This is a genomic window from Nocardioides sp. NPDC000445 (assembly GCF_040300245.1).
Taxonomy (GTDB): domain Bacteria; phylum Actinomycetota; class Actinomycetes; order Propionibacteriales; family Nocardioidaceae; genus Nocardioides.
This window is the reverse complement of record NZ_JBEPDH010000001.1, coordinates 496,030-522,306: the sequence shown is the minus strand read 5'-3', so window position 1 is coordinate 522,306 and position 26,277 is coordinate 496,030. Positions and strand designations below refer to the sequence as shown.

Below are 26,277 nucleotides of genomic sequence, written 5' to 3'. Positions count from 1 at the left end.
CTCGGCGGGCCCGGGTCACAGATGCACGCCGTGAGCAGCCAGCCTATCGACGAGTCCGGCCTGGCCGGTGTGCTCGGCTCCCGCATCGGGGTCGAAGGACCAGTGAAGCGCCGCCATGCCGACCGATCGCGCCGCCACGATGTTGCGAACACTGTCGTCGATGAACAGGATCTCGTGCGGCTCGGCCCCGATGCGGCCCGCGGCCAGCAGGAAGAATCTCGGATCCGGCTTGGCGACACCGAGCTCGTACGAGTAGCAGCTCACGTCGAAGAGGTCGTCGTAACCGAGCTCGGTGCGCATGAGAGCGCTGCGATGTGAGGCCTGATTGGTTCCGAGATGGGCTCCGTAACCGGCGGCGCGCACCCGGCGTACGACATCGGCCGTCTCGTGGTCGGTCTGGACCGAACCCCACGCGGCGACATAGACCTCCTCGGCCGACGCCGCGGCGCCGTGCTCCAGGAGCACGCCGGCCAGCACTGCGCGAAAGTCGCCGTCGCCTCCGGTGAGCATCGGTGCCTCGGCAGCCCAGGCAGCCTGCAGGATCTCTTCGGTACGGTCGCCGAGCAGCGGCGCAACGGCGGCATGCCAGCCTCCGGGGAGATGCTGCAGGACGCCGTCGGCGTCGAAGACCACGTGAGCGATCGGGGCCTCAGTCATCGAGACTCAACCTGTTCGGCGGGACTGCGTCCGTCAGCCAGACGTTGTTGTCGGTGCGCCAGAAGGTGAGCCCGTCGGCATGCATCGTGGCCGCGTCGACATGGAAGACGACGAAGTCGCCGCGGCGGGCACCGACGCGCTCTGCGGTCGCGCGGTCGGGGGAGAGATGGACGTGATGGCGCCGGCGCCGGTCGAGGCCGGAGGCGAGGATCGAGTCGATGTTGGCGCGTGGCGTGCCGTGGAAGAGCACCTCCGGCGGTTCGGAGGGAGTGAGGTCCAGGTCCACCTCGACGGTGTGTCCTTGCCTCGCCCGGATCCGGTCGAGTGTTGCGTCGACCTCGAAGCGCTGTTTGTCGTTGCCGCGTACGACTCGATCGATGTCATCGCGAGTCATCGGGGAGCCGTGGGCGGCGAGAGCGTCGAGGAGGGAGGGCAGATCGACCCAGCCGTGTGGGTCCAGCTCGATGCCCACCGACTCGGGGCGGTGCCTCAGCACCTGTGAGAGCCGCTTGGAGCGGCGTACGTCAGTCGTGTTCATGCTGGCTACAGAGTGGCATGCAGCCGGCCTCGCCCGCTGCCGGTTATCTGCGAAAACGAGAGAAACCGCTGGTCACCCAGCGGTCTCATCTGTGCCCCCGGCAGGAATCGAACCTGCGGCCTACGGTACCGGAAACCGGCGCTCTATCCCCTGAGCTACGGAGGCGATGCACTGCTCGAGCAGTGCAGATGGAACCCTACAGGCTGGGACGGATAACGGTGAAACCGACTGGCGCTTATACGCTGGACCCCGTGACTCCTGAGCAGCTTTCCACCGCGGTCGTCGATGTCCTCACCGCGCTCGTCGATGAGGGTGCGATCACCCTTCCCGACGGCGTTCCGAGCACTGTCACGGTGGAGCGACCCCGGCAGAAGGGCCACGGCGACTACGCCACCAACGTGGCGCTGCAGCTGGCCAAGAAGGCGGGGATGAACCCGCGCGCGCTGGGGGAGCAGGTCGCCGAGAAGCTGAAGGCGACCGACGGGATCGCGGACGTCGAGATCGCCGGCCCGGGCTTCCTGAACATCTCGGTCGAGGCCGGGGCCCAGGGCAAGCTGGCGGGTGAGATCGTCGCCGCCGGGGCTGCGTACGGAAACAACGAGACCTTCGCCGGCCACAACATCAACCTGGAGTTCGTCTCGGCGAACCCGACCGGCCCGCTGCACCTCGGTGGTGTCCGCTGGGCCGCGGTCGGGGACGCGCTCGGTCGTGTCCTGGAGGCCTCCGGCGCCGAGGTCACCCGGGAGTACTACTTCAACGACCACGGCGGCCAGATCGACCGCTTCGCGCGGAGTCTGCTCGCCTGGGCCCAGGGGCAGCCGGTCCCGGAGGACGGCTACGGCGGTGCGTACATCGAAGAGATCGCCAAGCAGGTCCTCGCCAAGGAGCCGAACGCGCTCGAGAGCGACGACCCGCAGGAGGTCTTCCGGTCGATCGGCGTGGAGCTGATGTTCGCCGAGATCAAGCAGAGCCTGCACGACTTCAACGTCGACTTCGACGTCTACTTCCACGAGGACAACCTCCACAAGTCCGGGGCCGTGGAGCGCGCCATCGAGAAGCTCCGCGAGCTCGGCAACGTCTACGAGAAGGACGGTGCGATCTGGCTGGCGACCGAGAAGTTCGGTGACGACAAGGACCGCGTCGTCATCAAGGCCGACGGCAACGGCGCCTACTTCTCCGGCGACCTCGCCTACTACCTCGACAAGCGCGAGCGCGGCTTCGACCGCTGCTTCATCATGCTGGGCGCCGACCACCACGGCTACGTCGGCCGGATGATGGCGATGTGCGCCGCCTTCGGCGACACGCCCCACGAGAACCTCGAGATCCTGATCGGCCAGATGGTCAACCTCCTCAAGGACGGCCAACCGATGCGGATGTCGAAGCGTGCCGGCACCGTGGTCACGATCGACGACATCGTCGAGGCGATCGGGGTGGATGCGGCCCGCTACGCGCTGGCCCGCTACTCCAGCGACTCCAACATCGACATCGACCTCGACCTGTGGGCCAAGGCCGACAGCGCCAACCCGGTCTACTACGTGCAGTACGTCCACGCGCGCACCTGCCGGATGATGGCCAACGCCGCCGACCTCGGCATGGCGATCGACCTCGAGACCTTCGACCCGTCGCTGCTCGTCCACGAGCGCGAGGGCGAGCTGCTGCGTGCGCTGGCCGAGCTGCCGCGGGTGGTCGCGACGGCCGCCGAGCTGCGCGAACCGCACCGCGTCGCCCGCTACCTGGAGGACACCGCCGGGATCTTCCACCGCTGGTACGACGATGACGACTGCCGGATGCTGCCCAAGGGCGACGAGCCGGTGGCGCCCGTCAACCTGGCCCGGCTGGCGCTCGTCTCCGCCGCCCGCACCGTCTTCGCCAACGGCCTCGGCCTGCTCGGCGTCTCGGCACCGGAGCGCATGTGATGGCCGGCCACACCTCTCCCGGCTCGTTCACCGGCACCTCTCCGGTCTGGCTGAAGACCCCTGACGACGTCAACGCCCTCGTGCCGGCGCTGTGGTCGGCGACGGCCGAGAAGACCGACGGTGTCCTCACCGTCGGTGGCGTCGCGGTGCCCGACCTGGTCGCGAACGTCAACACACCGGCGTACGTCCTGGACGAGGCTGACTTCCGCGAGCGCGCCCGCGCGTTCCGTGACGCGTTCACCGGCTACGACGTCTACTACGCCGGCAAGGCGTTCCTGTGCACCGAGGTGGCGCGCTGGGTGGCGCAGGAGGGGCTCTGCCTCGACGTCTGCTCCAACGGCGAGCTCTCGGTCGCGCTGCGCGCCGAGGTCGACCCGGCCAAGATCGGCTACCACGGCAACAACAAGACCCCGATGGAGCTGCGCCGGGCGATCGTCGCGGGCGTCGGACGGATCATCGTCGACTCCTTCCACGAGGTCGAGCGGGTCGCCGCGATCGCCGCCGAGACCGGCATCACCGCCCGGGTGATGGTGCGGGTGACCGCCGGCGTCGAGGCCCACACCCATGAATACATCGCCACCGCCCACGAGGACCAGAAGTTCGGCTTCTCGATCTCCTCCGGCGACGCCTTCGAGGCCGTACGCCGGCTGCTGGAGGCCCCGAACGTCGAGATGCGCGGGCTCCATTCCCACATCGGTTCCCAGATCTTCGACTCCTCCGGCTTCGAGGTCGCCACCCGGCGGGTGCTGGCGCTGCAGGCGCGGATCCGGGACGAGCTCGGCACCGAGCTGCCCGAGATGGACCTCGGCGGTGGCTTCGGCATCGCCTACACCACCCAGGACGACCCCGCGACGCCCAAGGCCCTGGCCGAGGAGCTCACCGCGATCGTCGAGCACGAGTGCCGTGGCTTCGGTCTCGCGGTGCCGCACCTCTCGATCGAGCCGGGCCGGGCCATCGTTGGCCCCTCGATGTGCACCGTCTACACGGTCGGCACGGTCAAGGAGGTCGCCCTCGACGGCGGCGTCACCCGCACCTATGTGAGCGTCGACGGCGGGATGAGCGACAACATCCGTACAGCTCTCTACGACGCCGACTACTCCGCCACCCTCGCCGGCCGGTCCTCGTCAGCCGGGCCCGTGCTCGGCCGCGTCGTCGGCAAGCACTGCGAGGCCGGCGACATCGTGGTCAAGCACGAGTTCCTGCCCGCCGACATCGCTCCCGGTGATCTGATCGCGGTCCCGGGCACCGGTGCCTACGGGCGCTCGATGGCCTCCAACTACAACCACGCCCTGCGGCCGCCGGTCGTCGCCGTCCGTGACGGTGAGTCCCGGGTGATCGTGCGCCGCGAGACCGAGGACGACCTCTTCGCCACCGATCTGGGCTAGGTCGAGACGTCACATGCGTCGGTCGAGTGGGCACGTCGATGCCCACTCGACCAGCGGGCGCGACGTCTCGGCCGACGGGAGTGACGTCTCAGCTGGATCGGAGTGCGCGCAGGACCGCCCGCCCGCGCGGTGAGAGGCGGTAGCCGACAGGGAGGGACTCGGTGAGGCCGAGCTCCTTGAGGCGACGGACGTCGGCCTTGAACGGCTTCTTCTCCCGCCCGATCGAGGCCGCGATGGTCTCGGCCAGCTCACCGGGCCGAGCCTCGATGAGCTCCAGGTGCTCCCGCGTCCACGGGCCGCGGCGGCTGCGCCGGTCCATGTCGGCCAGCTTCGCGACCAGCGTGGCGGTCTCGGTCTTTCCCGGGCGCTTGGTGCGCAGCGCGACCCGCTCGTCCTCGCCGGCGAAGCGCATCTCGATCCGGTAGACCTCGCCGTCCTTGCGGGACAGAAAGGCGAGCAGGTCGTCCAGGGTCGTGCCCGCCCGGCGGGCGTCCTCGTCGGTCAGCGTGTCGCACGACACCGGCGAGACGGAGACGAACTCGACCACGCCCATCCGGGTGCGCTGCCGGCCGCCGGCGACATGCATCGGACGTTTCCAGCGGCGGAAGGCGAGGTCGACCTCGCCGGTGCGGATGCGTTCGAGGTCGGCGTTGGGGAACAGCACGCACCCATCAAACCGCGTGGCACACGAAATTCGGTTTCGCCTTCCCGAAATCCTGGGGTCCGGGGTCCTACGATGGGGCGCATGCCGCGGGGGGTCTATTCAGAACGGACGCTCGCGGCGCCGTCCCAGGCGCCGCGAGCGTCCGTCGCCCGGCTGACGAAGGAGCGGCGGGACAGCGTGTCCTCGGCGGCGCACACGTTCGGCTGGACGGTGGTGACCGGCAAGGCCGCCGCGCAGCGGCCGGTGCGGTGGGAGGTGCTGGGGCCGGACGTACGCGCCGAACGCTGCGACCTCGTCGTCGACGGCACCTGCGACGGGATCCTCGTCGAGTACTGGCACGGCAAGGCGTCCCCCGGGAAGGGTCCCTGGCGCCCGGCCCGCTGGGTGGTGGTGCGGGTCCCCGCCCACCTGCCCAAGACGGCCGCGATGATCGGGCTCTCGCCCGGCTCGGGCAACACCGGCACCGGCCGGGTGCCGACGCCGATCTTCTTCCCTCCGGAGTTTCGAGCCAAGACCAACGTGACCACCCCCGACGGTGCCGTCATCGCCGCCGACGAGGAGCATGCGCGCTCGCTGTCCCGGTTCGCCAGCCATGTCGTGGACGAGCGACTGTGGGTGGTGGCCCGCGACGACGCCATCACGGTCACCACCGACGTGGAGCCGGACGCGGAGGAGCTGCTCCGTCGCGTACGTCTGGCGCGTGATGTCGCAGCGGTGCTCCGGCCGATCCCGGAGCTTGCCTGAGGCTGAGTTCCTCCAAGGCTTGGGGAAAGCCCTTGACCTCAAGTCAACTTGAGCAGGTTGACTTGCCGCATGCGAGCGATCAGACAGCACGAGTTCGGCGGCCCGGAGGTCCTGCGACTCGAGGAGGTACCCGAACCGACACCAGGTCCTGGCCAGGTACGCATCAGGGTGGAGGCCGCGGGCATCCACCGTCTCGACACCTCGATCCGAGCGGGCGACCTGCCGCCGACGATGCCGCGTCCGGAGCTCCCGATGACTCCCGGCCGCGAGGTCGCCGGTGTGGTCGACGAGCTCGGTGAGGGCGTCGACGAGGCTTGGCGGGGCGCGAAGGTCGTCGCGCATCTCGGTCCGGGAAGCAGCGGCGGGTACGCCGAGCTGGCGGTCGCCGACGAGACGCAGCTCTACCGGCGTCCCGACGGGCTGGAGTCGGCCGAGGCCGTGGCTGCGATCGGCACCGGACGCACCTCGGCCGCGGTTCTCGAGGCCGCCCAGATCGGTCCCGACGACGTCGTCGTGGTCACCTCGGCGGCCGGCGGCATGGGCGCGATCCTGCTCCAGGGCATCCGCAACGCGGGCGCCCGCGCGGTCGGGCTCGCGGGCTCCGGCGCCAAGCTCGAGATCGCCCGCGGCTTCGGCGCGCAGACGGCCATCGACTACCGCACGGACGGCTGGCAGGAGCGGCTCCGCGCCGAGGAGCCCCGGGTCACGGTCCTTCTCGACGGGCTCGGTGGTGACGTACCCAGGCAGGTCTACGCCCACCTCGCGCCGGAGGGGAGGATGGTCCGCTTCTCCGGAGACCAGGACGGCTACGAGGGCGCCGCGAAGATCATCGACATCCTCGGCCCCTGGGTCCAGGGCCGGATCAAGGAGTTCGAGCAGGCCTCGCTCGAGGCCGCCGCGGACGGCTCCCGCACGCCGTACGTCGGTTCCGCCTTCCCGCTCGCCGAGGCCGCGGCCGCCCATCGTGCGCTCGAGGCCCGGGAGACCACCGGCAAGGTCGTGCTCCTGACGTGAGAGGTGTCCGCGCCTAGAGCGGAAGTCGGACCCTGGAGCCTGTCCCGGATACCCTTGGGCGCGTGAGCAGCAACAAGACGACCGCGCACGCCGTCGAGCCCCTGGGCGTCGCCGTCCTCGGCTGCGGTGTGGTGGGGTCCCAGGTGGTCCGACTCCTGCTCGAGGGCGACGGGCATCTCGCCGCCAGAGTGGGTGCGCCGCTGGAGGTCAGGGGCGTGGCCGTACGCCGCCTCGACGCTCCGCGCGACGTCGAGGTGCCCGCGGAGCTGCTCACCACGGATGCCCAGGGCCTGGTCGCCCGCGACGACGTCGACCTCGTGGTCGAGGTGATCGGCGGCATCGAGCCGGCCCGCGGTCTCATCCTCAAGGCGCTGGAGAGCGGCGCCAGCGTCGTCACCGCCAACAAGGCGCTGCTCGCCGAGGACGGCCCGACGCTCTACGAGGCCGCCGAGAAGGCCGGCACCGACCTCTACTACGAGGCCGCGGTCGCGGGTGCGATCCCGATCCTGCGCCCCCTGCGCGACTCGCTCGTCGGCGACCACGTCACCAAGGTGATGGGCATCGTCAACGGCACCACCAACTACATCCTCGACAAGATGGACACCTACGGTGCCGGCTTCGAGGAGGCCCTCGCCGAGGCCCAGGAGCTGGGCTACGCGGAGGCCGACCCGACCGCCGACGTCGAGGGCTTCGACGCCGCCGCCAAGGCCGCCATCCTGGCGAGCCTCGCCTTCCACACCCGGGTGACCGCCAGCGACGTCTACCGCGAGGGCATCACCGAGGTGACCGCCGGTGACGTCGCCTCGGCCAAGGCCATGGGCAGCGTCGTCAAGCTGCTCGCGATCGCCGAGCTCGAGGACGACGACGTCTCGGTGCGGGTCCACCCGGTGATGATCCCGCGCACCCACGCGCTGGCGACCGTACGCGGCGCCTACAACGCCGTCTTCGTCGAGTCCGCCTCGGCCGGCGACCTGATGTTCTACGGCCAGGGCGCGGGCGGCGATCCCACCGCGAGCGCCGTCCTGGGCGACCTGGTCACGATCGCCCGCAACAAGGTCCTCGGCACCCGTGGCTTCGGCGAGTCCGCCTACGCCGACCGCGCGGTGCGCCCGATGGGCGAGACCGTCACCCGCTACCACGTCAGCCTCGACGTGGCCGACAAGGCCGGCGTGCTCGCCGCCGTCGCTACCGCCTTCTCCGAGCACGGCGTCTCGATCAAGGCCGTACGCCAAGAAGGCAGGGGAGAGGACGCCCAGCTCGTCGTCGTCTCCCACGAGGCCCCCGATGCCGCGCTCGCGGCGACCGTGCAGCACCTGCGCGAGATGGAGTTCGTCCGCGACGTCGCCTCGGTGATGCGCGTAGAAGGAGCAGTCTGATGACCAACGGCCAGTGGCGCGGTGTGATCGAGGAATATCGCACGCTCCTCGACATTCCCCAGGACACCAAGGCGGTCACGCTCGGCGAGGGCGGCACTCCGCTGGTCCACTCCGAGTGGCTCTCCGCCGCCGCCAAGGGTGAGGTGTGGCTGAAGGTCGAGGGCCAGAACCCGACCGGCTCGTTCAAGGACCGCGGCATGACTGCGGCCATCTCCGTCGCCGTCCATGAGGGCGCCAAGGCCGTGGTCTGCGCCTCGACCGGCAACACCTCGGCCTCGATGGCCGCCTACGCGGCCAAGGCTGGGATCACCCCGGTCGTGCTCGTCCCCAACGGCAAGATCAGTGCCGCCAAGATGGCCCAGGCGCTGGTCCACGGCGCCGAGGTGGTCAAGGTACGCGGCAACTTCGACGACTGCCTCAAGCTCTCCCGCGCCCTCGCCGACAGCTACCCGGTCGCGCTGGTCAACTCGGTCAACCCGGTCCGCCTCGAGGGCCAGAAGACGGCATCGTTCGAGGTCGTCGACCGTCTCGGCGACGCCCCCGACTACCACCTCATGCCCATCGGCAACGCCGGCAACCTGTCGGCCTACTGGCTCGGCTACGAGCAGTACGCCGCGGCCGGCCACGCCACCAAGACCCCGGTCATGCGGGCCTTCCAGGCCGAGGGTGCGGCGCCGCTCGTGCTCGGCCACCCCGTCGAGCACCCCGAGACCAAGGCGACCGCGATCCGCATCGGCAACCCGGCCTCGTGGCAGCTCGCTGAGGCCGCGGCCGCCAAGTCCGGTGGCCGCTTCCGCGCGCTCTCCGACGAGCAGATCCTCACCGCCCAGTCGCTGCTCGCCCGCAACGACGGCGTCTTCGTCGAGCCGGCCTCGGCGGCCGGTGTCGCCGGGCTCCTCGCCGACCTCGAGGCGGGGGAGACCTACGCCGGCGCCACCACGGTCATCACCGTCACCGGCCACGGGCTCAAGGACACCGCCACGGCGCTGGAGTTCTTCGGTGAGCTGCCCGAGATCATCATCGACGCCGACCTCGAGGCCGCGGCGGCAGCAGCAGGACTCGCGTAACACCCATGACGTTCGTAGAAGGCCCGGTGACCGTCACCGTCCCGGCCACCTCCGCCAACCTGGGCCCCGGCTACGACTCGCTGGGGCTGGCGCTCGACCTGCGTGACGAGCTCACCGGCGAGGTGATCTCGACAAGCTCGATCCACCGCGTGCCCGGCGGGGACCTGGAGATCACCGTCGAGGGCGCGGGCGAGGGCACGGTCCCGCTCGACGAGTCCCACCTCGTCGTACGCTCCATGCGGGCCGCCTTCGACATCATCGGCAAGCAGCCGGCCGGTCTGCGGCTGCACTGCCGCAACCGGATCCCGCACGCGCGTGGGCTGGGCTCGTCCTCGGCCGCGATCATCGGCGGCCTCGTGCTCGCTCGCGCGCTGGTCGCCGGGGGAGAGCTGATCCTCGATGACGACACCCTCTTCCAGAAGGCCGCCGAGATCGAGGGCCACCCCGACAACGTGGCCCCCGCCTTCCACGGCGGCTTCACGATCGCGGGTGACGACGACGGCTTCTTCGCCGTGCGCACCGCCGTCGACCCGAGGGTCAGCGTCGTGGTCTTCGTCCCCGCGACCGGCGTCGAGACCAAGGCCGCCCGCGGGCTGCTGCCCGACACCGTCCCGCACTCCGACGCGGCGGCCGATGCCGGACGTACGGCCCTCCTGGTCGCGGCGCTGAGCGATGCGCCCGAGCACCTGCACCGCGCCACCCGCGACTTCCTGCACCAGGAGTACCGCCGGCCAGCCATGCCGGAGTCGCTCGCCCTGGTCGACGAGCTGCGCGCCGACGGCGTCGCCGCGATCGTCTCCGGCGCCGGGCCCACGGTCCTGGCGTTCAGCAGCGGGGTCGAGTCCGCCGAGACGAGCAAGCTCTCCGCCCGCTGTCCCGAGGGCTGGACGTGCCATGCGCTGAGCGTCGACATGGACGGCGTACGCATCCTCTGACCCGCCTTCCGGGCCCCTGCTGTGAGGGGTGCCATGCGTGTTAGCCTGGGCATACATCCGTTGGGCCGTTCAGGCCTGTGAATGTGCTATCCCCCTTTCGCGCCGTGCCACTTCGTTTGGCGCGCATCGGCGCGTCAGGGGTTCTGACAAACGAGCCGTCGGCGTCGTACGCCGATCGGCGATACGTGGGAAAGGACTCACGTGACTGAAACCATGGAATCCACTGCGCCGGAGCCGAACGCAGCCCCGAAGAAGCGCGGTGGCCTTGGCGGAATGCTCCTCGCCGACCTCAAGGCGATGGCGAACGGTATGGGTATCACCGGGGCGAACTCGATGAAGAAGGCCCAGCTGATCGACGCGATCAAGGCTGCGCAGAGCAGCCGGGCACAGTCGGCGCCGGCGGAGAGGGCCGAGAAGCCTGCCGCCGCCGAGAAGCCTGCTGCCGAGAAGCCTGCCGCTGAGAAGCCTGCCGCTGAGAAGCCTGCGGAGAAGACCGCAGAGAAGCCGGCCGAGAAGGCCGAGAAGCCCGCGGAGAAGTCCGCCGAGGCTGCTGACGCCGGCAACGAGGGCACCCAGCGCCCGCGTCGCCAGCGCAACCAGAACCAGAACAAGAGCGGCGGCCAGGGTGGCCAGGGCGGCCAGCCCGGTCAGTCCGGTCAGCCCGCCGGGGGTGGCCAGAGCAAGGGTCCGGCGAAGGCCGGCCAGCCTGCCGCCGAGAAGAAGAACGAGGACGCCCAGAAGGAGCGGCCGGCCGACTCGGCCGACGACGCGGGCGATGACGACGGCGAGGGTGGCAGCCGCCGCAACCGCCGGCGCCGTGGCCGCGACCGCGACCGCAACCGCCCGGGCCGCGGCGAGCCGGACACGACCGTCCTCGAGGACGACGTGCTCGTGCCCGCGGCGGGCATCCTGGACGTACTCGACAACTACGCCTTCGTCCGCACCTCGGGCTACCTGCCCGGTCCCGACGACGTCTACCTCTCCCTGTCGCTGGTCAAGCGCCTCGGCCTGCGCCGTGGCGACGCGATCGTCGGCCAGGTGCGCCAGCCCCGTGAGGGCGAGCGCAAGGAGAAGTACAACCCGATGGTGCGCATCGACTCGGTCAACGGTGCCGACCCCGAGGTCGCCAGGCACCGCGTCGAGTTCGACAAGCTCGCCCCGGTCCACCCCGACCAGCGGCTCCGCCTCGAAGGCGGCTCCGACCCGGTCACCGGGCGGGTCATCGACCTGATCTCGCCGATCGGCAAGGGCCAGCGCGGCCTGATCGCCTCGCCGTCGAAGGCTGGCAAGACGACCGTCCTGCAGGCGATCGCCGGAGCGATCACCGCCAACAACCCCGAGTGCCACCTGATGGTGGTGCTCGTCGACGAGCGCCCGGAGGAGGTCACCGACTTCGAGCGCAGCGTCAAGGGCGAGGTCATCGCCTCCACCTTCGACCGTCAGCCCGCCGACCACACCGTGGTCGCCGAGCTGGCCATCGAGCGGGCCAAGCGCCTGGTCGAGCTCGGTCACGACGTGGTCGTCCTGCTCGACGGGCTGACCCGCCTGGGCAAGGCGTACAACCTCTCCGTCCCGGCATCGGGCCGGATCCTCGGTGGCGGCGTCGACTCCGCGGCGCTCTACCCGACCAAGCGGTTCTTCGGTGCGGCCCGCAACGTCGAGGACGGCGGCTCGCTGACCATCCTGGCCACGGCCGCGGTCGAAACCGGTTCCAAGACCGACGAGATCATCTTCGACGCGTTCAAGGACACCGCCAACTCCGAGCTGCGCCTGAGCGAGGACTACGCGGAGGCCGGGATCTTCCCCGCCGTCGACGTCAACGCCTCCGGCACCCGCCGCGACGACCTGCTCTTCGCCGGTGGCGAGGGCGACGCGGTGCGCAAGCTGCGCGCCTCGCTGGCCACGCTCGACGGTGCCAAGGCCGCCTCGGTCCTGGTCGAGAAGGTCGCCGGCTCCGCCACCAACATGGTGCTGCTCAACGAGGTTGCGAAGAGCTGATCGCTCAGCACGCCTGGGGCCCCGGGAATTATTGGCGGCCCCAGGCGTTCACATACACTGAATCCTCGGTGCCGGTTCACGTCCCGCAACCTGCGGTGGCGACCCGGAACCCCATGTCTTGAGAGGAACCTCATGAAGTCCGACATCCATCCGACTTACGTCGAGACCCAGGTCACCTGCACCTGCGGCAACTCGTTCACCACCCGCAGCACGGTGGCCGAGGGCGCCATCCGCGCCGACGTGTGCTCCAACTGCCACCCGTTCTACACGGGCAAGCAGAAGATCCTCGACACCGGCGGCCGCGTGGCTCGCTTCGAGGCTCGCTTCGGCAAGCGCAACAAGTAGCTGCTTCTCAGCGCCGGCCCCCGCATCCGCGGGTGGCCGGCGCTGGCGTGTTTGGAGGGTTTCACAGGCGTACGAAGCGAGGCGGAGATGTCACAGTTTGAAGCAGTCGAAGGGCTGATCGAGGAGCACCAGGGGCTGGAGAAGCGGCTCGCCGAGCCCGAGACCCACGCCGACGCGCGCCTGGCGAAGAAGCTCAATCAGCGGTACGCCGAGCTGAGCTCGATCATCGACGCCTACCACTCCTGGCAGCAGCTCGGTGACGACATCGAGGCCGCCCGCGAGCTGGCGGGGGAGGACCCCGCGTTCGCCGAGGAGGCCGACGCGCTGGTTCCCCAGCGCGAGGAGGCCGAGGAGCGGCTGCGCCGCCTGCTCGTGCCGCGTGACCCGACCGACGACAAGGACGCCATCCTCGAGGTGAAGTCGGGGGAGGGCGGCGAGGAGTCGGCGCTGTTCGCCGGCGACCTGCTGCGGATGTACACGCGCTACGCCGAGCGCCAGGGCTGGAAGCTCGAGTTCCTCGACGCCAACGAGTCCGATCTCGGTGGCTACAAGTCGGTCACCGTCGCGGTGAAGGCGAAGGGGACCCCCGAGCCCGGCCGGGCGCCCTACGCGCTGCTCAAGTTCGAGGGCGGCGTACACCGCGTCCAGCGGGTGCCGGTCACCGAGTCGCAGGGCCGCGTGCACACCTCTGCCGCCGGTGTCCTGGTGGTTCCCGAGGCCGAGCCGATCGATGTCGAGATCAACGACAACGACCTCCGCATCGACGTCTACCGCTCCTCGGGTCCCGGCGGCCAGTCGGTCAACACCACCGACTCGGCGGTCCGGATCACCCACATCCCCACCGGCATCGTCGTCTCGATGCAGAACGAGAAGTCGCAGCTGCAGAACAAGGAGCAGGCCATGCGCGTGCTCCGCTCGCGCCTCCTCCAGGCAGCCCAGGACGCTGCCGACGCGGAAGCATCCGACGCCCGCCGCTCGCAGGTGCGCACCGTCGACCGCTCCGAGCGCATCCGCACCTACAACTTCCCGGAGAACCGCATCTCCGACCACCGCACCGGCTACAAGTCCTACAACCTCGACCAGGTCCTCGACGGCGACCTGGAGCCGGTGATCGGCAGCGCCGTGGACGCCGATCTGGCGGCCCGCCTGGCCTCCCTCGACTCCTGAGGACAGCCACAACGCCGAAGGTCGCAGTCACCGAGTGACTGCGACCTTCGACGTCTGTCTGTGCAGGTCAGGCGTTGGCCTTCTTCTTGAAGCCCACGACGAAGCCGGCCGCCTTGGCCGACTCCTCGGAGTCGAAGTAGACGGCTGCCTTCGTGCGGCCGTAGTAGGGGCTCGCCGTCGTGTGGTACTTCTTCCCGCTGCTGCCCTTGATGTCGTACGCAGCATCCGAGCTGCTTCCGTCAGCGGCCGGCAGCACGGCGCCGGCGTAGGGAGCGCCGTTGGTGCCGGCGGGCGCCTCGGCGGCCGGGGCTGCCTCCGGCTCGGCCGCCACGTCAGCCTCCGCGGCCGGAGCCTCGGCTGTCTCGGGCTCAGCGGCGGCAGCGGCGGTGACGCTCTCGGCCTCCGCGACGACAGCAGCGGTGTCCGCCTCGGTCACGTCGTCGGTGGCCGTCTCGGCGACCTCGGCCTCGACAGGAGCCTCGGTGGACTCTTCGGCCGCGGGCTCCTCAGCTGCGGGAGCCTCAGCCACGGAGGCCTCGGCCGGGACGGCGGCAGCGGCGACGGGCGCAGTGGTTGCCTCGGCTGCCGGGGTCTCGTCGTCCGCTCGGTGTGCGACCTTGGCGTCCTTGCGGACTGGCCGTCCGAAGAAGAACCAGATCAGGAGGGCGAGGACGAGGATGAGTGCAAGCAGCAAGAGCCACTTCATGGGGTGATGTTTCCTTCCGGGGGAGATCTCGGGTGTGATGGTGGGGCAGCACGGCGCCCGACGAGGTGTGGCGGCCAGTCCCGCGTCCCCCGATATGACCGGAAGAACCGTCGAGGCGCCCGAACGTTACCCTCAGCCGGGTAAAGCATGACTAACACATTCAGGAGCAGTTGCCCATGACCGCCCCGCGCACACTTCTGGCAAGTGCCCGAAAGCAGCTCGCAGAGGCCGGAGTCGCGAGCCCCGACGCCGATGCGGCCATCTTGTTGGCCCACGTCCTCGACACCGACCGCAACCGCCTCTTCCTCGTCGACGACGTGGCAGAGCATCACGAGAAGGCCTACGCGGACCTGCTCGCCCGCCGCGCGGAGCGCGAGCCGTTGCAGCACCTGACCGGGGTGGCGTACTTCCGGCACGTCGAGCTCACCGTCGGTCCTGGCGTCTTCGTGCCCCGGCCCGAGACCGAGCTGCTCGCGGGCTGGGCGATCGACCGGGCGGCGACCATCGACCAGCCCGTCATCGTCGATCTCTGCACGGGATCGGGAGCGATCGCGAAGAGCATCGCCGATGAGGTCCCGGGCGCCGAGGTGCACGCGGTCGAGCTCTCCGAGGACGCCTACCCCTGGGCCGTACGCAACCTGACCGGCACCGGTGTGGACCTGCGACAGGGCGACATGGCCGAGGCGTTCACCGACCTGGACGGCAGCGTCGACGTGCTCGTCTGCAACCCGCCGTACATCCCCCTCGAGGCCTGGGAGTCGGTCGCGGCCGAGGCGCGCGACCACGACCCGGACCTCGCGCTCTTCTCCGGGCAGGACGGGCTGGACGCGATCCGCGTGCTGGAACGGCGGGCCGCCGAGCTGCTCAAGCCCGGGGGAGTGGTCGGCTTCGAGCACGCCGACGAGCAGGGACCGGACGGTCAGAACGGTGGAGCCCCGGCGGTCTTCGCCGCCACCGGACGATGGCAGGACGTACGCGATCACCTCGATCTGGCAGGCCGTCCGCGCTTCACGACCGCACAACTGGCAACATGAGCACTGTGACTGAGCGCTACCCGATCGCGACCGAGGACGAGCAGACCGAGGCGATCGATGCTGCTGTGGCTGCCCTTCAGGCCGGCGAGCTCGTGGTCGTACCGACCGACACGGTCTACGGCATCGCCGCCGACGCGTTCGACAAGGGCGCCGTGGCCGGTCTGCTCGCTGCCAAGGGCCGAGGCCGCTCGATGCCGCCGCCCGTGCTGATCTCCAACGTCGCCACCCTCGACGCCCTCGCGACACGGATCCCCGACTGGGCGCGCAGCCTCGTCGAGGAGCTGTGGCCCGGTGCGCTGACGGTCGTGTTCCACCAGCAGCCGTCGCTGCAGTGGGACCTGGGCGAGGCCCGCCAGACGGTGGCCGTACGCATCCCCGACTCCGACATCCTGCGTCGCATCATCGACCGGGTCGGTCCGCTCGCGACCAGCTCGGCCAACCGCACCACGAAGCCCGCCGCCACCAACGCCGACCAGGCCGACGAGATGCTCGGCAAGATGGTCAAGGCCATCATCGACGGGGGCGAGTCGCCGGTCGGCGAGGCGTCCACGATCATCTCCGCCACCGGTGACGAGCCGAAGGTCCTCCGGGAGGGCGCGATCAGCATCGATCGGATCAACGAGATCCTCGCCCCGCACGATGTCGCCATCCGCCGACCGGGTGATCCGGACCCGTCCGTGACCGACACCGACACGCCCGCCACGGACGCTGACACAGAAGCCTGATGCGCGCCTACGTCCTCCTCTTCCTGGTCGCCGCCGTGGTGACCTACCTGCTCACGGTCGTCGCCCGCGAGTTCGCGATGCGCACGGGGGCCGTCGCGAAGGTCCGCGACCGCGACGTACACGCCGTTCCGATCCCCTACATGGGTGGCGTGGCGATGCTGGGTGGCCTCGTCGCCGCCTACCTGGTCGCCCGCGAGCTGCCGTTCCTGGCCGATGCGCCGGACTTCGTGCTCCAGGACACCGGCGTGGTGATCCTCGCCGGCGCGCTGATCTGCATCGTCGGCGTCGTCGATGACATCTTCGAGCTCGACGCCCTCACCAAGCTGGGTGGTCAGGTGCTGGCGACGGCGATCCTGGTGGGCTTCAACCTCCAGTACAGCCTGATCACGTTCCCCGACGGCACCCAGTTCTCGATCGACCCCGCCCAGGGCGCGCTGCTCACCGGGCTCGTGGTGATCACCGTGGTCAACGCCGTCAACTTCATCGACGGACTCGACGGTCTGGCCGCGGGGGTCGTCGGTATCGGCGCCCTGGCGCTCTTCCTGTTCTGCTACCAGTTCACCCGGATCAACGACATCGGCCGCGCTTCGACCGCGGCTCTGCTGACCGTCGCCCTCGCCGGGGCCTGCGTCGGCTTCCTCATCCACAACTGGCATCCCGCCCGGCTGTTCATGGGGGACAGCGGCTCGATGCTGATCGGTCTGATCCTCGCCGCCAGCGCGGTCACCCTCTCGGGCTCCTACAACGCCGGCGGGCTGAACGTGAACGCCTTCGACGCCTCCACCGCGCTCCTGGTGACCTTCCTGCCGCTGCTGCTACCCCTGACGATCCTGGTGGTCCCCCTCGTCGACCTCGTGCTGGCCGTCGTACGCCGCACCCGCGCCGGCCGGTCACCCTTCGCCGCCGACAAGAAGCACCTCCACCACCGCCTTCTGGAGATCGGCCACTCCCAGCGCCGTGCCGTGCTGATCATGTGGCTCTGGGCCGGCCTGATGTCCTTCGGCTCCGTCTTCGTGACCCTCTACCGCGGCCCCGTCGTCATCGTCGGCGTCGTCGTCGCGACCGCCCTCATCGTGCTCCTCACCTTCGTCCTCCCGAAGATCCGCGGCGAGCGCACCGACAAGCTCCTCGAGGTCCCCGAGGACCTCACCCCGCTGGAGAACCAGCCCCGGTAGCGGAGCCTTGATCGATCAATTAGGGCACCCAAAGACGCTTGTGATAGTTTTCACGAGCGTTCAGGACACGCTCCTGAACACGTGAAATGCCCCCAGAGAGAACGGCCGCCGACGATGACGACCGCAACCAGCAAGTCCAAGGTGCTGCGAGGTTCTGCCGCAGTGTCCGCAGTTGCTGTGCTCGCGGCCCTCGCGGTGGCCTTTGTTCTTGCCGGGACCGATGGTCTGACCGGTGCTGCGATCGGATCGATCGCCACCGTTGTCGTGCTGGCGGTCGGCTCCTGGGCGATGTTCTGGATCGCGGCGAAGTCGCCCGCGCTGTCGTTGCCCGCCGCTGTCGGTGTTTTCACGCTGTCAGGCATGGTTCTCTTCGTTGTCCTGCTGGTCGTCTCGCAGACCGGGGGAGACGCTGTCGTACGTCCGGCAGCCTTCTCGGTCATGGCGCTCACCATCGCTTGGACGACCACGTTCGCGTTCCTGGTGCGACGCGAGCGAATCCCGCTCTTCGACCTGCCCGGGGCAGACTCGTGACCCGTCAGTAGCGCCTGATATCGTCCGGGCCGTCGGGGGCGGCCGCCGGGATGATGCCCGAGCCTCAGAGGCTCGCCACCCAGAATCGTAAGTTCGAACAAACAGGAGACAGCGTGAAGTCGCTTGCCGCCACCGTTATGGCGTCGGAGTCGGGGCCTCATATCCCGGGGCCCGCGGACTTCTTCCTTCCGCCGATCGTCGGGTCCGGCGACTGGGCCCTGACCAAGGTGAGTCTCCTGGTCCTGCTGTCCGTCGTGATCGGCTTCGGCTTCTTCTACGCCGCCTCCCGCAAGGCCGCCGTGGTTCCGAGCCGTCTGCAGTTCGCCGGTGAATACGTCTACGGGATGGTCCGCAACTCCATCGCCCGCGACATCATCGGGTCGAAGGACTACATGAGGTTCGTGCCGTACCTCTTCACGGTCTTCATCTTCATCATCATCAACAACTTCTACGGGATCATCCCGTTCGTCCAGTTCCCCACGATGTCGCACATCGGCTACACGGCGGCCCTGGCGGTCATCACCTGGCTGATCTACAACATCGTCGGCATCGCGAAGCACGGTTTCGTCGGCTACCTCAAGCTCCAGACCGTGCCCAGCGGCGTGAGCGGCCCGATCCTTCTCATGATGGTCCCGTTGGAGTTCCTCTCCAACATCGTGGTCCGCCCGTTCACGCTGGCGATCCGTCTCTTCGCGACCATGTTCGCCGGCCACCTGCTGGTGGCGCTCTTCTCCATCGGCGGCGCCTGGCTGATCCTGCACTACACCCCGGTGTGGCAGGGCATCACCGCCGGCGTCTTCGCCTTCCTGCTCGGCATCTTCGTGTCCTTCCTGGACATGCTGATCATGTTCCTGCAGGCCTATGTCTTCACCCTGCTCTCGGCGATGTACATCGCCGGTGCAGTCGCCGACGAGCACTGACGCCTCGTCTAAACAGCCAACCCAAGTCGACGCACAACAACTGACGCAGATCGCGTCACAACCGGAAGGAAATCCCATGGAACTGTCGGGACAGCTCGGAATCATCGGCCTCGGCCTCTCCGCCATCGGCCCGGGTGTCGGTGTCGGTCTGATCTTCGCCGCGTACGTCGCCGGTGTTGCCCGTCAGCCGGAGGCCCAGAGCCGCCTGCAGGCGATCGCGATTCTCGGCTTCGCGCTCTGTGAGCAGTTCTTCATCATCTCCCTGGCTCTCGCCTTCGTCCTTCGCTGACGTAGGGAACTACTGAAGGTTCCGACATGATCCTTACCCAGGTAACCGCTGCGGAGACCGAGATCAACCCGTTGGTCCCGCACGTCCCGGAGATCATCCTCGGTTTCATCGTCATCGCCCTCCTCTTCGTGGGAGTTGCGAAGTTCATCGTTCCGAACTTCGAGAAGGCGTACGCCGATCGAACCGCGGCGATCGAAGGTGGCATCGAGAACGCCAACGCCAAGCAGGCCGAGGCAGATGCCAAGCTCGCCCAGCTGGAGGCCCAGCTGGCCGACGCCCGCCACGAGGCTGCCCGCATCCGCGAGCAGGCTCGCGAGGAGGGCGCCGCGATCAAGGCCGAGCTTCGTGCCGAGGCACAGGCCGAGGCCGAGCGCATCATCACCGCCGGCAAGGCGCAGATCGAGGCCGAGCGCCAGGCGGCTGCTACGTCGCTGAAGACCGAGGTCGGCTCGCTGGCCACCGGTCTCGCCGGTCGTATCGTCGGCGAGTCGCTGGACGACGACGAGCGTTCCAGCCGTGTGGTCGAGCGGTTCCTCGCTGACCTCGAGGCAGGGGTTCACTGATGGACTTCCGTGGAGCGTCGGCCGACGCCGTTGCCGCCCTGACCGAGGAGCTGAAGACCGCTGTCTCCGCCTCTCCCGAGGCGGCGGCGAAGGCGGCCGACACCCTCTTCGAGGTCTCCCAGACCCTCCGCGGCGAGGCAGCTCTGCGCCGCTTCGTCACCGACGCGTCGGTGCCGAAGGAGGCCAAGACCGGCCTCGTCGCCGAGCTGTTCGGCGGGAAGGTCGACGCGACGGGACTCGGCGTGTTCGAGTCGGCGGTCAAGCACCGCTGGACGCACGCCGGCGACCTGAGCGATGCGATCGAGCGACTGAGCGAGATCGCCGCGGTCCGCAGCGCCGGCGGCGAGGCCAAGCGCCTCGCCGACGAGCTGTTCGCGGTCCAGCAGGCCGTGCAGGAGACGCCGGAGCTGCGCGACGCGCTCTCCGACCCGGCTCGCACCACCGAGGACAAGGTCACGCTGGTCGATGACCTTCTCGGCGGCAAGGCGCTGCCGGCGACGGTCACCCTGACCAAGCAGGCGCTGGCGGGCACCTACCGCACCGCCACGGTCGCGCTGGGTGAATACCAGAAGGTCGCCGCCGCGGTCGCGGGCGAAAGCACCGCGGTCGTCCGCGTGGCCGCCCCGCTCTCGGAGGCGGACACCACCCGCCTGGCTGCGGCCCTCGCGACGAAGTACGGCCGCGAGGTCCACCTGAACATCGTGGTCGACCCGGCCATCGTCGGCGGCATCAAGGTCTCGATCGGTGATGACGTCATCGACGGCACCATCTCCAGCCGCCTCGACGGGGCGCAGCGAGCACTCGCCGGCTGATCCGGCATCACGGCCCCAACTGGCCGTATGACCCCTGTGTGACACAGACTTCGACGTAAGAACGAGAGAGAAGGCAGAGATGACGGAGCTCACCATCCGTCCCGACGAGATCAGGGACGCGCTGGCAAAGTACGTCGCGGACTACAAGCCCGAGGCGGCGAAGACCGAGGAGGTCGGCACTGTCGCGCGGACCGCCGACGGCATCGCCCAGGTCTCGGGCCTGCCCTCGGCCATGGCGAACGAGCTCCTCGAGTTCGAGGACGGGACCCTCGGTCTCGCCCTGAACCTCGAGACCCGCGAGATCGGTGTCGTCGTCCTGGGCGACTTCGACAAGATCGAGGAGGGCCAGTCGGTCCGACGTACGGGCGAGGTTCTCTCCGTCCCGGTCGGTGACGGCTACCTCGGCCGCGTCGTGGACCCGCTGGGCAACGCGATCGACGGCCTCGGCGACATCGAGACGGTCGGCCGTCGCGCCCTGGAGCTCCAGGCTCCTGGCGTGATGCAGCGCAAGTCCGTTCACGAGCCGCTCGCCACCGGCATCAAGGCGATCGACGCGATGACCCCGATCGGCCGCGGCCAGCGCCAGCTGATCATCGGTGACCGCGCGACCGGTAAGACCACGGTCGCCATCGACACGATCATCAACCAGAAGCAGAACTGGGACTCGGGTGACCCCGACAAGCAGGTTCGCTGCATCTACGTCGCCATCGGCCAGAAGGGCTCGACCATCGCCTCCGTGCGTGGCGCCCTCGAGGAGGCCGGCGCGCTGGAGTACACGACCATCGTGGCCGCTCCCGCGTCCGACTCCGCCGGCTTCAAGTACCTCGCCCCCTACACCGGCTCGGCCATCGGCCAGCACTGGATGTACGAGGGCAAGCACGTCCTGATCGTCTTCGACGACCTGACCAAGCAGGCCGAGGCCTACCGCGCCGTGTCGCTGCTGCTGCGCCGCCCGCCGGGCCGTGAGGCCTACCCGGGTGACGTCTTCTACCTGCACTCCCGGCTGCTGGAGCGTTGCGCGAAGCTCTCCGACGAGATGGGCGCGGGCTCGATGACCGGTCTGCCGATCATCGAGACCAAGGCCAACGACGTCTCGGCGTTCATCCCGACCAACGTCATCTCCATCACCGATGGTCAGATCTTCCTGCAGTCCGACCTGTTCGCGGCCAACCAGCGTCCGGCGATCGACGTCGGCGTCTCGGTCTCCCGCGTCGGTGGCGCGGCGATGACCAAGGCGCTCAAGGGCGTCACCGGCTCGCTCAAGGTCGACCTCGCGCAGTACCGCGCGATGGAGGCCTTCGCGATGTTCGCCTCCGACCTGGACGCGGCCTCGAAGCAGCAGCTGGCCCGCGGTCAGCGGCTGATGGCGCTGCTCAAGCAGCCGGCCTACTCGCCCTACCCGATCGACGAGATGACCGTCTCGCTGTGGCTGGGCACCACCGGCCGCCTGGACATCGTCCCGACCGCCGACGTGCTCAAGTTCGAGCAGGAGTTCCTCGACTACCTGCGTCGCTCGCACGAGGGCATCCTGTCCGCGATCCGCGAGTCGCTGAAGTTCGACGACTCCACCGAGTCCGCGCTCAACGATGCCTACAGCAGCTTCCTCGACCAGTTCGAGACCTCGGACGGCGCCTCGGTCAAGCCGGGTTCCGCCAAGGAAGAGGCCCTCGCTGACGAGGACGTCGAGCAGGAGCAGATCGTCAAGCAGAAGCGGGGCTGACCCATGGCCGTGTCAGTGCGTGAACTCCGCGCGCGGATCAAGTCGACGGAGTCGATGAAGAAGATCACGCGCGCCATGGAGCTCATCGCTGCGTCCCGGATCATCAAGGCGCAGCAGAGGGCCAATGCGGCCGCGCCGTACGCCCGTGAGCTCACCCGCGCCGTCTCGGCGGTGGCGACCTACTCCAACGTGGACCACCCGCTGACCACCGAGCCGGAGGCGCCCACCCGCGCCGCCGTGCTGGTGGTCACCAGCGATCGTGGCCTGGCCGGCTCCTACTCCTCGAGCGTGCTCAAGGAGGCCGAGGGTCTGGTCGAGAAGCTCAAGGCCGAGGGCAAGGAGGTCGACCTCTACGTCACCGGACGCAAGGCGGAGGCCTTCTACAAGTTCCGCGGTCGTTCCGTGTCGCAGGCCTGGACCGGCTTCTCCGACCGTCCGGACTACGAGGCGGCCAAGGAGATCGGCGAGAAGCTGATCGAGGTCTTCGTCGAGGGCACCGAGGCCGAGAAGGCCGCCGCTCCCGGCGTCGACGAGGTCCACGTGGTCTACACGCGGTTCATCACCATGATGACGCAGAAGCCCACGGCCGTACGTCTCCTGCCTCTGGAGGTCGTGGAGGGCACCGAGGCTCCGGCCGAGGGCGACGTCCTGCCGCTCTACGAGTTCGAGCCGTCGGCCGAGGCCGTGCTCGACTCGCTGCTCCCGCAGTACGTCGTGAGCCGGATCTGGTTCGCGCTGCTGCAGGCCGCCGCCTCCGAGCTGGCCCAGCGTCAGAAGGCGATGAAGTCGGCTACCGACAACGCCGACGAGCTCATCAAGAAGTTCACCCGGGTTGCCAACCAGGCTCGCCAGGCCGGCATCACCCAGGAGATCAGCGAGATCGTCGGTGGCGTGAACGCGCTCGCCGACGCCCAGGCTGCGAACGACTGAGAACCCACAGAAAGACTGACTAGAAAATGACCGCACAGGTTGACGAGAAGACCACGACGGGCCGCATCGCCCGCGTGATCGGCCCGGTCGTCGACGTGGAGTTCCCCGTCGACGCCATGCCGGACATCTACAACAAGCTCGAGGTCGAGGTCACCATCAACGGTGAGACCTCCGTTCTGCCGCTCGAGGTTGCCCAGCACATCGGTGACGGCATGGTCCGCGCGATCTCGCTGAAGCCGACCGACGGCGTCGTCCGCGGTGCCACCGTGAGCGACACCGGCAACCCGATCACCGTGCCCGTGGGTGACGTCACCCTCGGCCACGTGTTCAACGCGACCGGCGACATCCTCGATGTCGACCCGGCCACGGTCGAGGTCAAGGAGCGCTGGGGCATCCACCGCAAGGCTCCGGCCTTCGACCAGCTCGAGTCCAAGACCCAGATGTTCGAGACGGGCATCAAGGTCATCGACCTCCTCACCCCCTACGTGACCGGTGGAAAGATCGGCCTCTTCGGTGGTGCGGGCGTCGGCAAGACCGTCCTCATCCAGGAGATGATCGCCCGAGTCGCCAAGAACCACGGTGGTGTCTCCGTGTTCGCCGGTGTCGGCGAGCGCACCCGTGAGGGCAACGACCTCATCCACGAGATGCAGGAGGCCGGCGTCTACGACAAGGTCGCCCTGACCTTCGGCCAGATGGACGAGCCGCCGGGCACGCGTCTTCGCGTGGCCCTCTCGGCGCTGACGATGGCGGAGTACTTCCGTGACGTCCAGGGCCAGGACGTGCTGCTGTTCATCGACAACATCTTCCGCTTCACCCAGGCGGGCTCCGAGGTCTCGACCCTGCTGGGCCGGATGCCTTCGGCCGTGGGTTACCAGCCCAACCTCGCCGACGAGATGGGTCTGCTCCAGGAGCGGATCACCTCGACGCGTGGTCACTCGATCACCTCGATGCAGGCGATCTACGTGCCGGCCGACGACTACACCGACCCGGCTCCGGCGACCACGTTCGCCCACCTGGACGCCACCACCGAGCTCTCCCGCGAGATCGCGTCGCTGGGTATCTACCCGGCCGTGGACCCGCTGACCTCGACGTCGCGAATCCTGGACCCGCAGTACATCGGTCAGGATCACTACGACTGCGCCGTCCGCGTGAAGCAGATCCTCCAGCGCAACAAGGAGCTGCAGGACATCATCGCGATCCTGGGTGTCGACGAGCTCTCCGAGGAAGACAAGATCATCGTCTCCCGCGCTCGCCGGATCCAGCGGTTCCTGTCGCAGAACACCTACGTCGCCAAGCAGTTCACCGGCATCGAGGGTTCGACGGTTCCGGTCAAGGACACCATCGAGGCGTTCAACAAGATCGCCGACGGTGAGTACGACCACGTCGCCGAGCAGGCGTTCTTCATGTGCGGTGGCCTCGACGACGTCGAGGCGAAGTGGGCCGAGATCCAGAAGAGCCTCTGATGACGGACGCACTTCAGGTGGAGCTCGTCGCTGCAGACCGCGTGGTCTGGAGCGGCGGGGCCACCATGGTCATCGCCCGAACGGTCGACGGTGATGTCGGCGTCCTGCGCGGTCACGCGCCGGTGCTGTCGGCTCTCACCGAGGCGGTCGTGGAGATCACTCCGGAGGAGGGCACCGAGGTCATCGCGACCGTCGACGGTGGCTTCCTCTCGGTGGCCAACGACCGCGTCTCGATCCTGTCCGAGCACGTGCTGCTGGCCCACGAGATCGACCTCAGCCAGGCTGAGGTCGAGCTCGAGGAGGCCCGTCGCCTGCTCGGCACCAACAACGACGCCGAGAAGCGCATCCGTCGTGCCGAGGCACGCATCCGCGCTGTCGAGAAGGCCTCCTAGGGAAAGAGGGGCGATACCCGGATGGCATGGTGGGAGCTGCTCTTGGCCGTTGTGGCCGCATTGCTTCTGCTTGTCCTCGCCTATGGCGTCGGGATCGCTGTGCGCCGCCGTCTGCTCGCTCGCAACGGCGGCGTCTTCGAACTGAGCCACCGCGTCCGGGACACCAGTCCCGGGCGCGGTTGGGTCATCGGCATCGGCCGCTACTCCGGCGATGCGCAGCTGGAGTGGTTCCGGATCTTCTCCCTCTCGCCCAAGCCCAAACGGGTCTGGCGCCGGGTCGAGATCGTCTATGTCTCCAGCCGCTCTCCTGAGGGGATCGAGGAGCTCGTCCTCTACCCCGAGAGCCTGATCGTGACCTGCGACGTCAAGGGCGAGCACATCGACCTGGCCATGGACCAGCAGACCCTGATCGGCTTCCAGGCCTGGCTGGAGTCTCGCCCGATGCGGTCCACCTGGACCGTCTTCTGACGTCTTCCTCCGACCGTCTCCGGCACAACACCGGGGTCGGTCGGTTTGCTTTCGGGGGCTTCCCTGATTGTCCGGAAGGCATTCGCGGCGGATCGTAGAGGTATGTCCTCAACTGCCCCGATCCCGACCCCGCCCACTCCACCTGCTTCGGTCGCCGGCGACGAGCTTCGCTGCACCGATGCCGATCGCGACCGCGTGATCGACGTCCTCAAGTCCGCCTACGCCGACGGCCGGCTCGACCAGGCCGAGTTCGACCTCCGCTTCGACCTGACCATGAAGTCGAAGACGTACGCCGCCCTGGAGCCGATCACCCGCGACCTGATCGCGCAGCCGGCCCCAGCTCCGGCTGTGGCAAAGCCCGCCCGCGACCTGCTGCCGCCGCCCACCACCGAGGAGCGGCTTCTGGGCGCCCTCGCCCAGGCCACGACCCTGGTGCCGATCGTCGTCGGCCCGGCGATCCTCTACTACACGGTCGGCAAGCGTTCCGAGTTCGTGAAGCACCACGCCGCCGGTGCCCTCAACCTGCAGCTCACCCTGCTCGCCGTCACGATCGTGACCTTCGGCCTCGGCGGCGCGCTCTACGGGATCGCCTGGGTGCTCGCGGCTGCCTTCGCGGTCGTCGCGCTCGCCGGCGCCCCGCTGCGCCAGCCGTGGGTGCTGCCGATCTTCGGCCGCGGCGGGCCGTACGAGAAGAAGCGGGACTGATCCCCGCACCTGGACGCGGCCCGGGGCCTACTAGCCTT

Annotated in this window: 28 protein-coding genes and 1 tRNA gene; 24 read left to right on the top strand and 5 right to left on the bottom strand. The window is 69.0% G+C overall.

The window, feature by feature from the left end; translation table 11 throughout:
• Window positions 1-15 precede the first annotated feature (15 nt).
• From ABT304_RS02440 to ABT304_RS02430, 3 genes are all read right to left on the bottom strand, one after another.
• Window positions 16-657 (bottom strand): HAD family hydrolase, encoded by a 642-nt coding sequence (locus tag ABT304_RS02440; RefSeq protein WP_350713183.1) that lies wholly within the window; start codon window positions 655-657, stop codon window positions 16-18.
• A complete protein-coding gene (locus ABT304_RS02435) occupies window positions 650-1,195 on the bottom strand; it encodes an RNA 2'-phosphotransferase (protein WP_350713182.1) in 546 nt (181 codons plus the stop codon). The genes ABT304_RS02440 and ABT304_RS02435 overlap by 8 nt, the downstream gene beginning before the upstream one ends.
• Window positions 1,196-1,287: 92 nt before the next feature.
• Window positions 1,288-1,360, bottom strand: a tRNA-Arg gene (locus ABT304_RS02430).
• An 86-nt stretch (window positions 1,361-1,446) separates the two neighbouring features.
• Here ABT304_RS02430 and argS point away from each other — a divergent pair.
• Window positions 1,447-3,111 carry an arginine--tRNA ligase gene (gene argS, locus ABT304_RS02425; RefSeq protein ID WP_350713181.1) on the top strand — a complete coding sequence of 555 codons (1,665 nt, stop codon included), beginning with the start codon at window positions 1,447-1,449 and terminating at the stop codon, window positions 3,109-3,111.
• Window positions 3,111-4,496, top strand: coding sequence for a diaminopimelate decarboxylase (gene lysA, locus ABT304_RS02420; RefSeq protein ID WP_160027717.1), 1,386 nt, complete (start codon window positions 3,111-3,113; stop codon window positions 4,494-4,496). The genes argS and lysA overlap by 1 nt, the downstream gene beginning before the upstream one ends.
• Before the next feature lie 88 nt (window positions 4,497-4,584).
• On the opposite strand, the gene ABT304_RS02415 is transcribed toward lysA, so the two are convergent.
• The gene (locus ABT304_RS02415; protein WP_350713180.1) at window positions 4,585-5,160 is read right to left on the bottom strand and encodes an ASCH domain-containing protein; all 576 of its coding nucleotides are present in this window, start codon (window positions 5,158-5,160) and stop codon (window positions 4,585-4,587) included.
• Between the two features lie 81 nt (window positions 5,161-5,241).
• On the opposite strand from ABT304_RS02415, the gene ABT304_RS02410 reads away from it, so the two are divergent.
• The 8 genes from ABT304_RS02410 (at window position 5,242) to prfA (ending at window position 13,806) form a co-directional block, all read left to right on the top strand.
• Entirely contained in the window at window positions 5,242-5,904 is a 663-nt protein-coding gene (locus tag ABT304_RS02410) for a hypothetical protein (protein WP_160027721.1), read from the top strand.
• A gap of 69 nt (window positions 5,905-5,973) precedes the next feature.
• Window positions 5,974-6,918 (top strand): alcohol dehydrogenase catalytic domain-containing protein, encoded by a 945-nt coding sequence (locus ABT304_RS02405; protein WP_350713179.1) that lies wholly within the window; start codon window positions 5,974-5,976, stop codon window positions 6,916-6,918.
• A 62-nt stretch (window positions 6,919-6,980) separates the two neighbouring features.
• On the top strand, window positions 6,981-8,294 hold the full coding sequence (locus ABT304_RS02400) for a homoserine dehydrogenase (RefSeq protein WP_350713178.1): 1,314 nt from the start codon (window positions 6,981-6,983) through the stop codon (window positions 8,292-8,294).
• Complete coding sequence (gene thrC / locus ABT304_RS02395) at window positions 8,294-9,361, top strand: threonine synthase (protein ID WP_350713177.1); 1,068 nt, start codon at window positions 8,294-8,296, stop codon at window positions 9,359-9,361. Before ABT304_RS02400 ends, thrC begins: the two co-directional genes overlap by 1 nt.
• Window positions 9,362-9,366: 5 nt before the next feature.
• Window positions 9,367-10,296 (top strand): homoserine kinase, encoded by a 930-nt coding sequence (thrB, locus tag ABT304_RS02390; protein WP_350713176.1) that lies wholly within the window; start codon window positions 9,367-9,369, stop codon window positions 10,294-10,296.
• Between the two features lie 213 nt (window positions 10,297-10,509).
• Window positions 10,510-12,294, top strand: coding sequence for a transcription termination factor Rho (gene rho / locus ABT304_RS02385; protein WP_350713175.1), 1,785 nt, complete (start codon window positions 10,510-10,512; stop codon window positions 12,292-12,294).
• Between the two features lie 132 nt (window positions 12,295-12,426).
• A complete protein-coding gene (rpmE, locus tag ABT304_RS02380) occupies window positions 12,427-12,639 on the top strand; it encodes a 50S ribosomal protein L31 (protein ID WP_008362128.1) in 213 nt (70 codons plus the stop codon).
• A gap of 87 nt (window positions 12,640-12,726) precedes the next feature.
• A complete protein-coding gene (prfA, locus tag ABT304_RS02375) occupies window positions 12,727-13,806 on the top strand; it encodes a peptide chain release factor 1 (protein ID WP_160027735.1) in 1,080 nt (359 codons plus the stop codon).
• Window positions 13,807-13,873: 67 nt separating this feature from the next.
• On the opposite strand, the gene ABT304_RS02370 is transcribed toward prfA, so the two are convergent.
• Complete coding sequence (locus tag ABT304_RS02370; protein WP_350713174.1) at window positions 13,874-14,512, bottom strand: sunset domain-containing protein; 639 nt, start codon at window positions 14,510-14,512, stop codon at window positions 13,874-13,876.
• 176 nt (window positions 14,513-14,688) lie between these two features.
• Between ABT304_RS02370 and prmC the strand changes: the two genes are divergently transcribed.
• The 14 genes from prmC (at window position 14,689) to ABT304_RS02300 (ending at window position 26,239) form a co-directional block, all read left to right on the top strand.
• Window positions 14,689-15,546, top strand: a complete 858-nt coding sequence (gene prmC / locus ABT304_RS02365; RefSeq protein WP_350713173.1) for a peptide chain release factor N(5)-glutamine methyltransferase — start codon at window positions 14,689-14,691, stop codon at window positions 15,544-15,546.
• The gene (locus tag ABT304_RS02360; RefSeq protein ID WP_350713172.1) at window positions 15,543-16,271 is read left to right on the top strand and encodes an L-threonylcarbamoyladenylate synthase; all 729 of its coding nucleotides are present in this window, start codon (window positions 15,543-15,545) and stop codon (window positions 16,269-16,271) included. The genes prmC and ABT304_RS02360 overlap by 4 nt, the downstream gene beginning before the upstream one ends.
• Complete coding sequence (locus ABT304_RS02355; RefSeq protein ID WP_160027740.1) at window positions 16,271-17,446, top strand: glycosyltransferase family 4 protein; 1,176 nt, start codon at window positions 16,271-16,273, stop codon at window positions 17,444-17,446. Before ABT304_RS02360 ends, ABT304_RS02355 begins: the two co-directional genes overlap by 1 nt.
• Before the next feature lie 162 nt (window positions 17,447-17,608).
• Complete coding sequence (locus ABT304_RS02350) at window positions 17,609-17,977, top strand: hypothetical protein (protein WP_350713171.1); 369 nt, start codon at window positions 17,609-17,611, stop codon at window positions 17,975-17,977.
• A 113-nt stretch (window positions 17,978-18,090) separates the two neighbouring features.
• The gene (gene atpB, locus ABT304_RS02345; protein WP_350713170.1) at window positions 18,091-18,897 is read left to right on the top strand and encodes a F0F1 ATP synthase subunit A; all 807 of its coding nucleotides are present in this window, start codon (window positions 18,091-18,093) and stop codon (window positions 18,895-18,897) included.
• Between the two features lie 76 nt (window positions 18,898-18,973).
• The gene (locus tag ABT304_RS02340) at window positions 18,974-19,186 is read left to right on the top strand and encodes an ATP synthase subunit C-like protein (RefSeq protein ID WP_141795487.1); all 213 of its coding nucleotides are present in this window, start codon (window positions 18,974-18,976) and stop codon (window positions 19,184-19,186) included.
• Between the two features lie 26 nt (window positions 19,187-19,212).
• Entirely contained in the window at window positions 19,213-19,749 is a 537-nt protein-coding gene (locus tag ABT304_RS02335) for a F0F1 ATP synthase subunit B (protein ID WP_350713169.1), read from the top strand.
• Window positions 19,749-20,561 (top strand): F0F1 ATP synthase subunit delta, encoded by an 813-nt coding sequence (locus ABT304_RS02330; RefSeq protein WP_350713168.1) that lies wholly within the window; start codon window positions 19,749-19,751, stop codon window positions 20,559-20,561. Before ABT304_RS02335 ends, ABT304_RS02330 begins: the two co-directional genes overlap by 1 nt.
• 79 nt (window positions 20,562-20,640) lie before the next feature.
• Window positions 20,641-22,281, top strand: a complete 1,641-nt coding sequence (gene atpA, locus ABT304_RS02325; protein ID WP_350713167.1) for a F0F1 ATP synthase subunit alpha — start codon at window positions 20,641-20,643, stop codon at window positions 22,279-22,281.
• Between the two features lie 3 nt (window positions 22,282-22,284).
• Window positions 22,285-23,211 carry a F0F1 ATP synthase subunit gamma gene (locus ABT304_RS02320; protein ID WP_350713166.1) on the top strand — a complete coding sequence of 309 codons (927 nt, stop codon included), beginning with the start codon at window positions 22,285-22,287 and terminating at the stop codon, window positions 23,209-23,211.
• Window positions 23,212-23,237: 26 nt separating this feature from the next.
• Entirely contained in the window at window positions 23,238-24,674 is a 1,437-nt protein-coding gene (gene atpD / locus ABT304_RS02315; RefSeq protein ID WP_350713165.1) for a F0F1 ATP synthase subunit beta, read from the top strand.
• Window positions 24,674-25,066, top strand: a complete 393-nt coding sequence (locus ABT304_RS02310; protein ID WP_045547377.1) for a F0F1 ATP synthase subunit epsilon — start codon at window positions 24,674-24,676, stop codon at window positions 25,064-25,066. Before atpD ends, ABT304_RS02310 begins: the two co-directional genes overlap by 1 nt.
• Window positions 25,067-25,117: 51 nt before the next feature.
• Window positions 25,118-25,534, top strand: coding sequence for a DUF2550 domain-containing protein (locus ABT304_RS02305; protein ID WP_350713203.1), 417 nt, complete (start codon window positions 25,118-25,120; stop codon window positions 25,532-25,534).
• Window positions 25,535-25,636: 102 nt separating this feature from the next.
• Window positions 25,637-26,239: a DUF1707 domain-containing protein gene (locus tag ABT304_RS02300; RefSeq protein ID WP_350713164.1), complete on the top strand. Its 603-nt coding sequence runs from the start codon at window positions 25,637-25,639 to the stop codon at window positions 26,237-26,239.
• Window positions 26,240-26,277 lie beyond the last annotated feature (38 nt).

Excerpts from the sequence above, each read along its gene's own strand:
- ABT304_RS02440 (WP_350713183.1), bottom strand. The coding sequence starts at position 657 with ATGACTGAGGCCCCGATCGCTCACGTGGTCTTCGACGCCGACGGCGTC.
- ABT304_RS02435 (WP_350713182.1), bottom strand. The coding sequence starts at position 1,195 with ATGAACACGACTGACGTACGCCGCTCCAAGCGGCTCTCACAGGTGCTG.
- lysA (WP_160027717.1), top strand. The coding sequence starts at position 3,111 with ATGGCCGGCCACACCTCTCCCGGCTCGTTCACCGGCACCTCTCCGGTC.
- ABT304_RS02410 (WP_160027721.1), top strand. The coding sequence starts at position 5,242 with ATGCCGCGGGGGGTCTATTCAGAACGGACGCTCGCGGCGCCGTCCCAG.
- ABT304_RS02405 (WP_350713179.1), top strand. The coding sequence starts at position 5,974 with ATGCGAGCGATCAGACAGCACGAGTTCGGCGGCCCGGAGGTCCTGCGA.
- thrC (WP_350713177.1), top strand. The coding sequence starts at position 8,294 with ATGACCAACGGCCAGTGGCGCGGTGTGATCGAGGAATATCGCACGCTC.
- thrB (WP_350713176.1), top strand. The coding sequence starts at position 9,367 with ATGACGTTCGTAGAAGGCCCGGTGACCGTCACCGTCCCGGCCACCTCC.
- rho (WP_350713175.1), top strand. The coding sequence starts at position 10,510 with ATGGAATCCACTGCGCCGGAGCCGAACGCAGCCCCGAAGAAGCGCGGT.
- rpmE (WP_008362128.1), top strand. The coding sequence starts at position 12,427 with ATGAAGTCCGACATCCATCCGACTTACGTCGAGACCCAGGTCACCTGC.
- prfA (WP_160027735.1), top strand. The coding sequence starts at position 12,727 with ATGTCACAGTTTGAAGCAGTCGAAGGGCTGATCGAGGAGCACCAGGGG.
- ABT304_RS02370 (WP_350713174.1), bottom strand. The coding sequence starts at position 14,512 with ATGAAGTGGCTCTTGCTGCTTGCACTCATCCTCGTCCTCGCCCTCCTG.
- prmC (WP_350713173.1), top strand. The coding sequence starts at position 14,689 with ATGACCGCCCCGCGCACACTTCTGGCAAGTGCCCGAAAGCAGCTCGCA.
- ABT304_RS02360 (WP_350713172.1), top strand. The coding sequence starts at position 15,543 with ATGAGCACTGTGACTGAGCGCTACCCGATCGCGACCGAGGACGAGCAG.
- ABT304_RS02355 (WP_160027740.1), top strand. The coding sequence starts at position 16,271 with ATGCGCGCCTACGTCCTCCTCTTCCTGGTCGCCGCCGTGGTGACCTAC.
- ABT304_RS02340 (WP_141795487.1), top strand. The coding sequence starts at position 18,974 with ATGGAACTGTCGGGACAGCTCGGAATCATCGGCCTCGGCCTCTCCGCC.
- ABT304_RS02335 (WP_350713169.1), top strand. The coding sequence starts at position 19,213 with ATGATCCTTACCCAGGTAACCGCTGCGGAGACCGAGATCAACCCGTTG.
- ABT304_RS02330 (WP_350713168.1), top strand. The coding sequence starts at position 19,749 with ATGGACTTCCGTGGAGCGTCGGCCGACGCCGTTGCCGCCCTGACCGAG.
- atpA (WP_350713167.1), top strand. The coding sequence starts at position 20,641 with ATGACGGAGCTCACCATCCGTCCCGACGAGATCAGGGACGCGCTGGCA.
- ABT304_RS02320 (WP_350713166.1), top strand. The coding sequence starts at position 22,285 with ATGGCCGTGTCAGTGCGTGAACTCCGCGCGCGGATCAAGTCGACGGAG.
- atpD (WP_350713165.1), top strand. The coding sequence starts at position 23,238 with ATGACCGCACAGGTTGACGAGAAGACCACGACGGGCCGCATCGCCCGC.
- ABT304_RS02310 (WP_045547377.1), top strand. The coding sequence starts at position 24,674 with ATGACGGACGCACTTCAGGTGGAGCTCGTCGCTGCAGACCGCGTGGTC.
- ABT304_RS02300 (WP_350713164.1), top strand. The coding sequence starts at position 25,637 with ATGTCCTCAACTGCCCCGATCCCGACCCCGCCCACTCCACCTGCTTCG.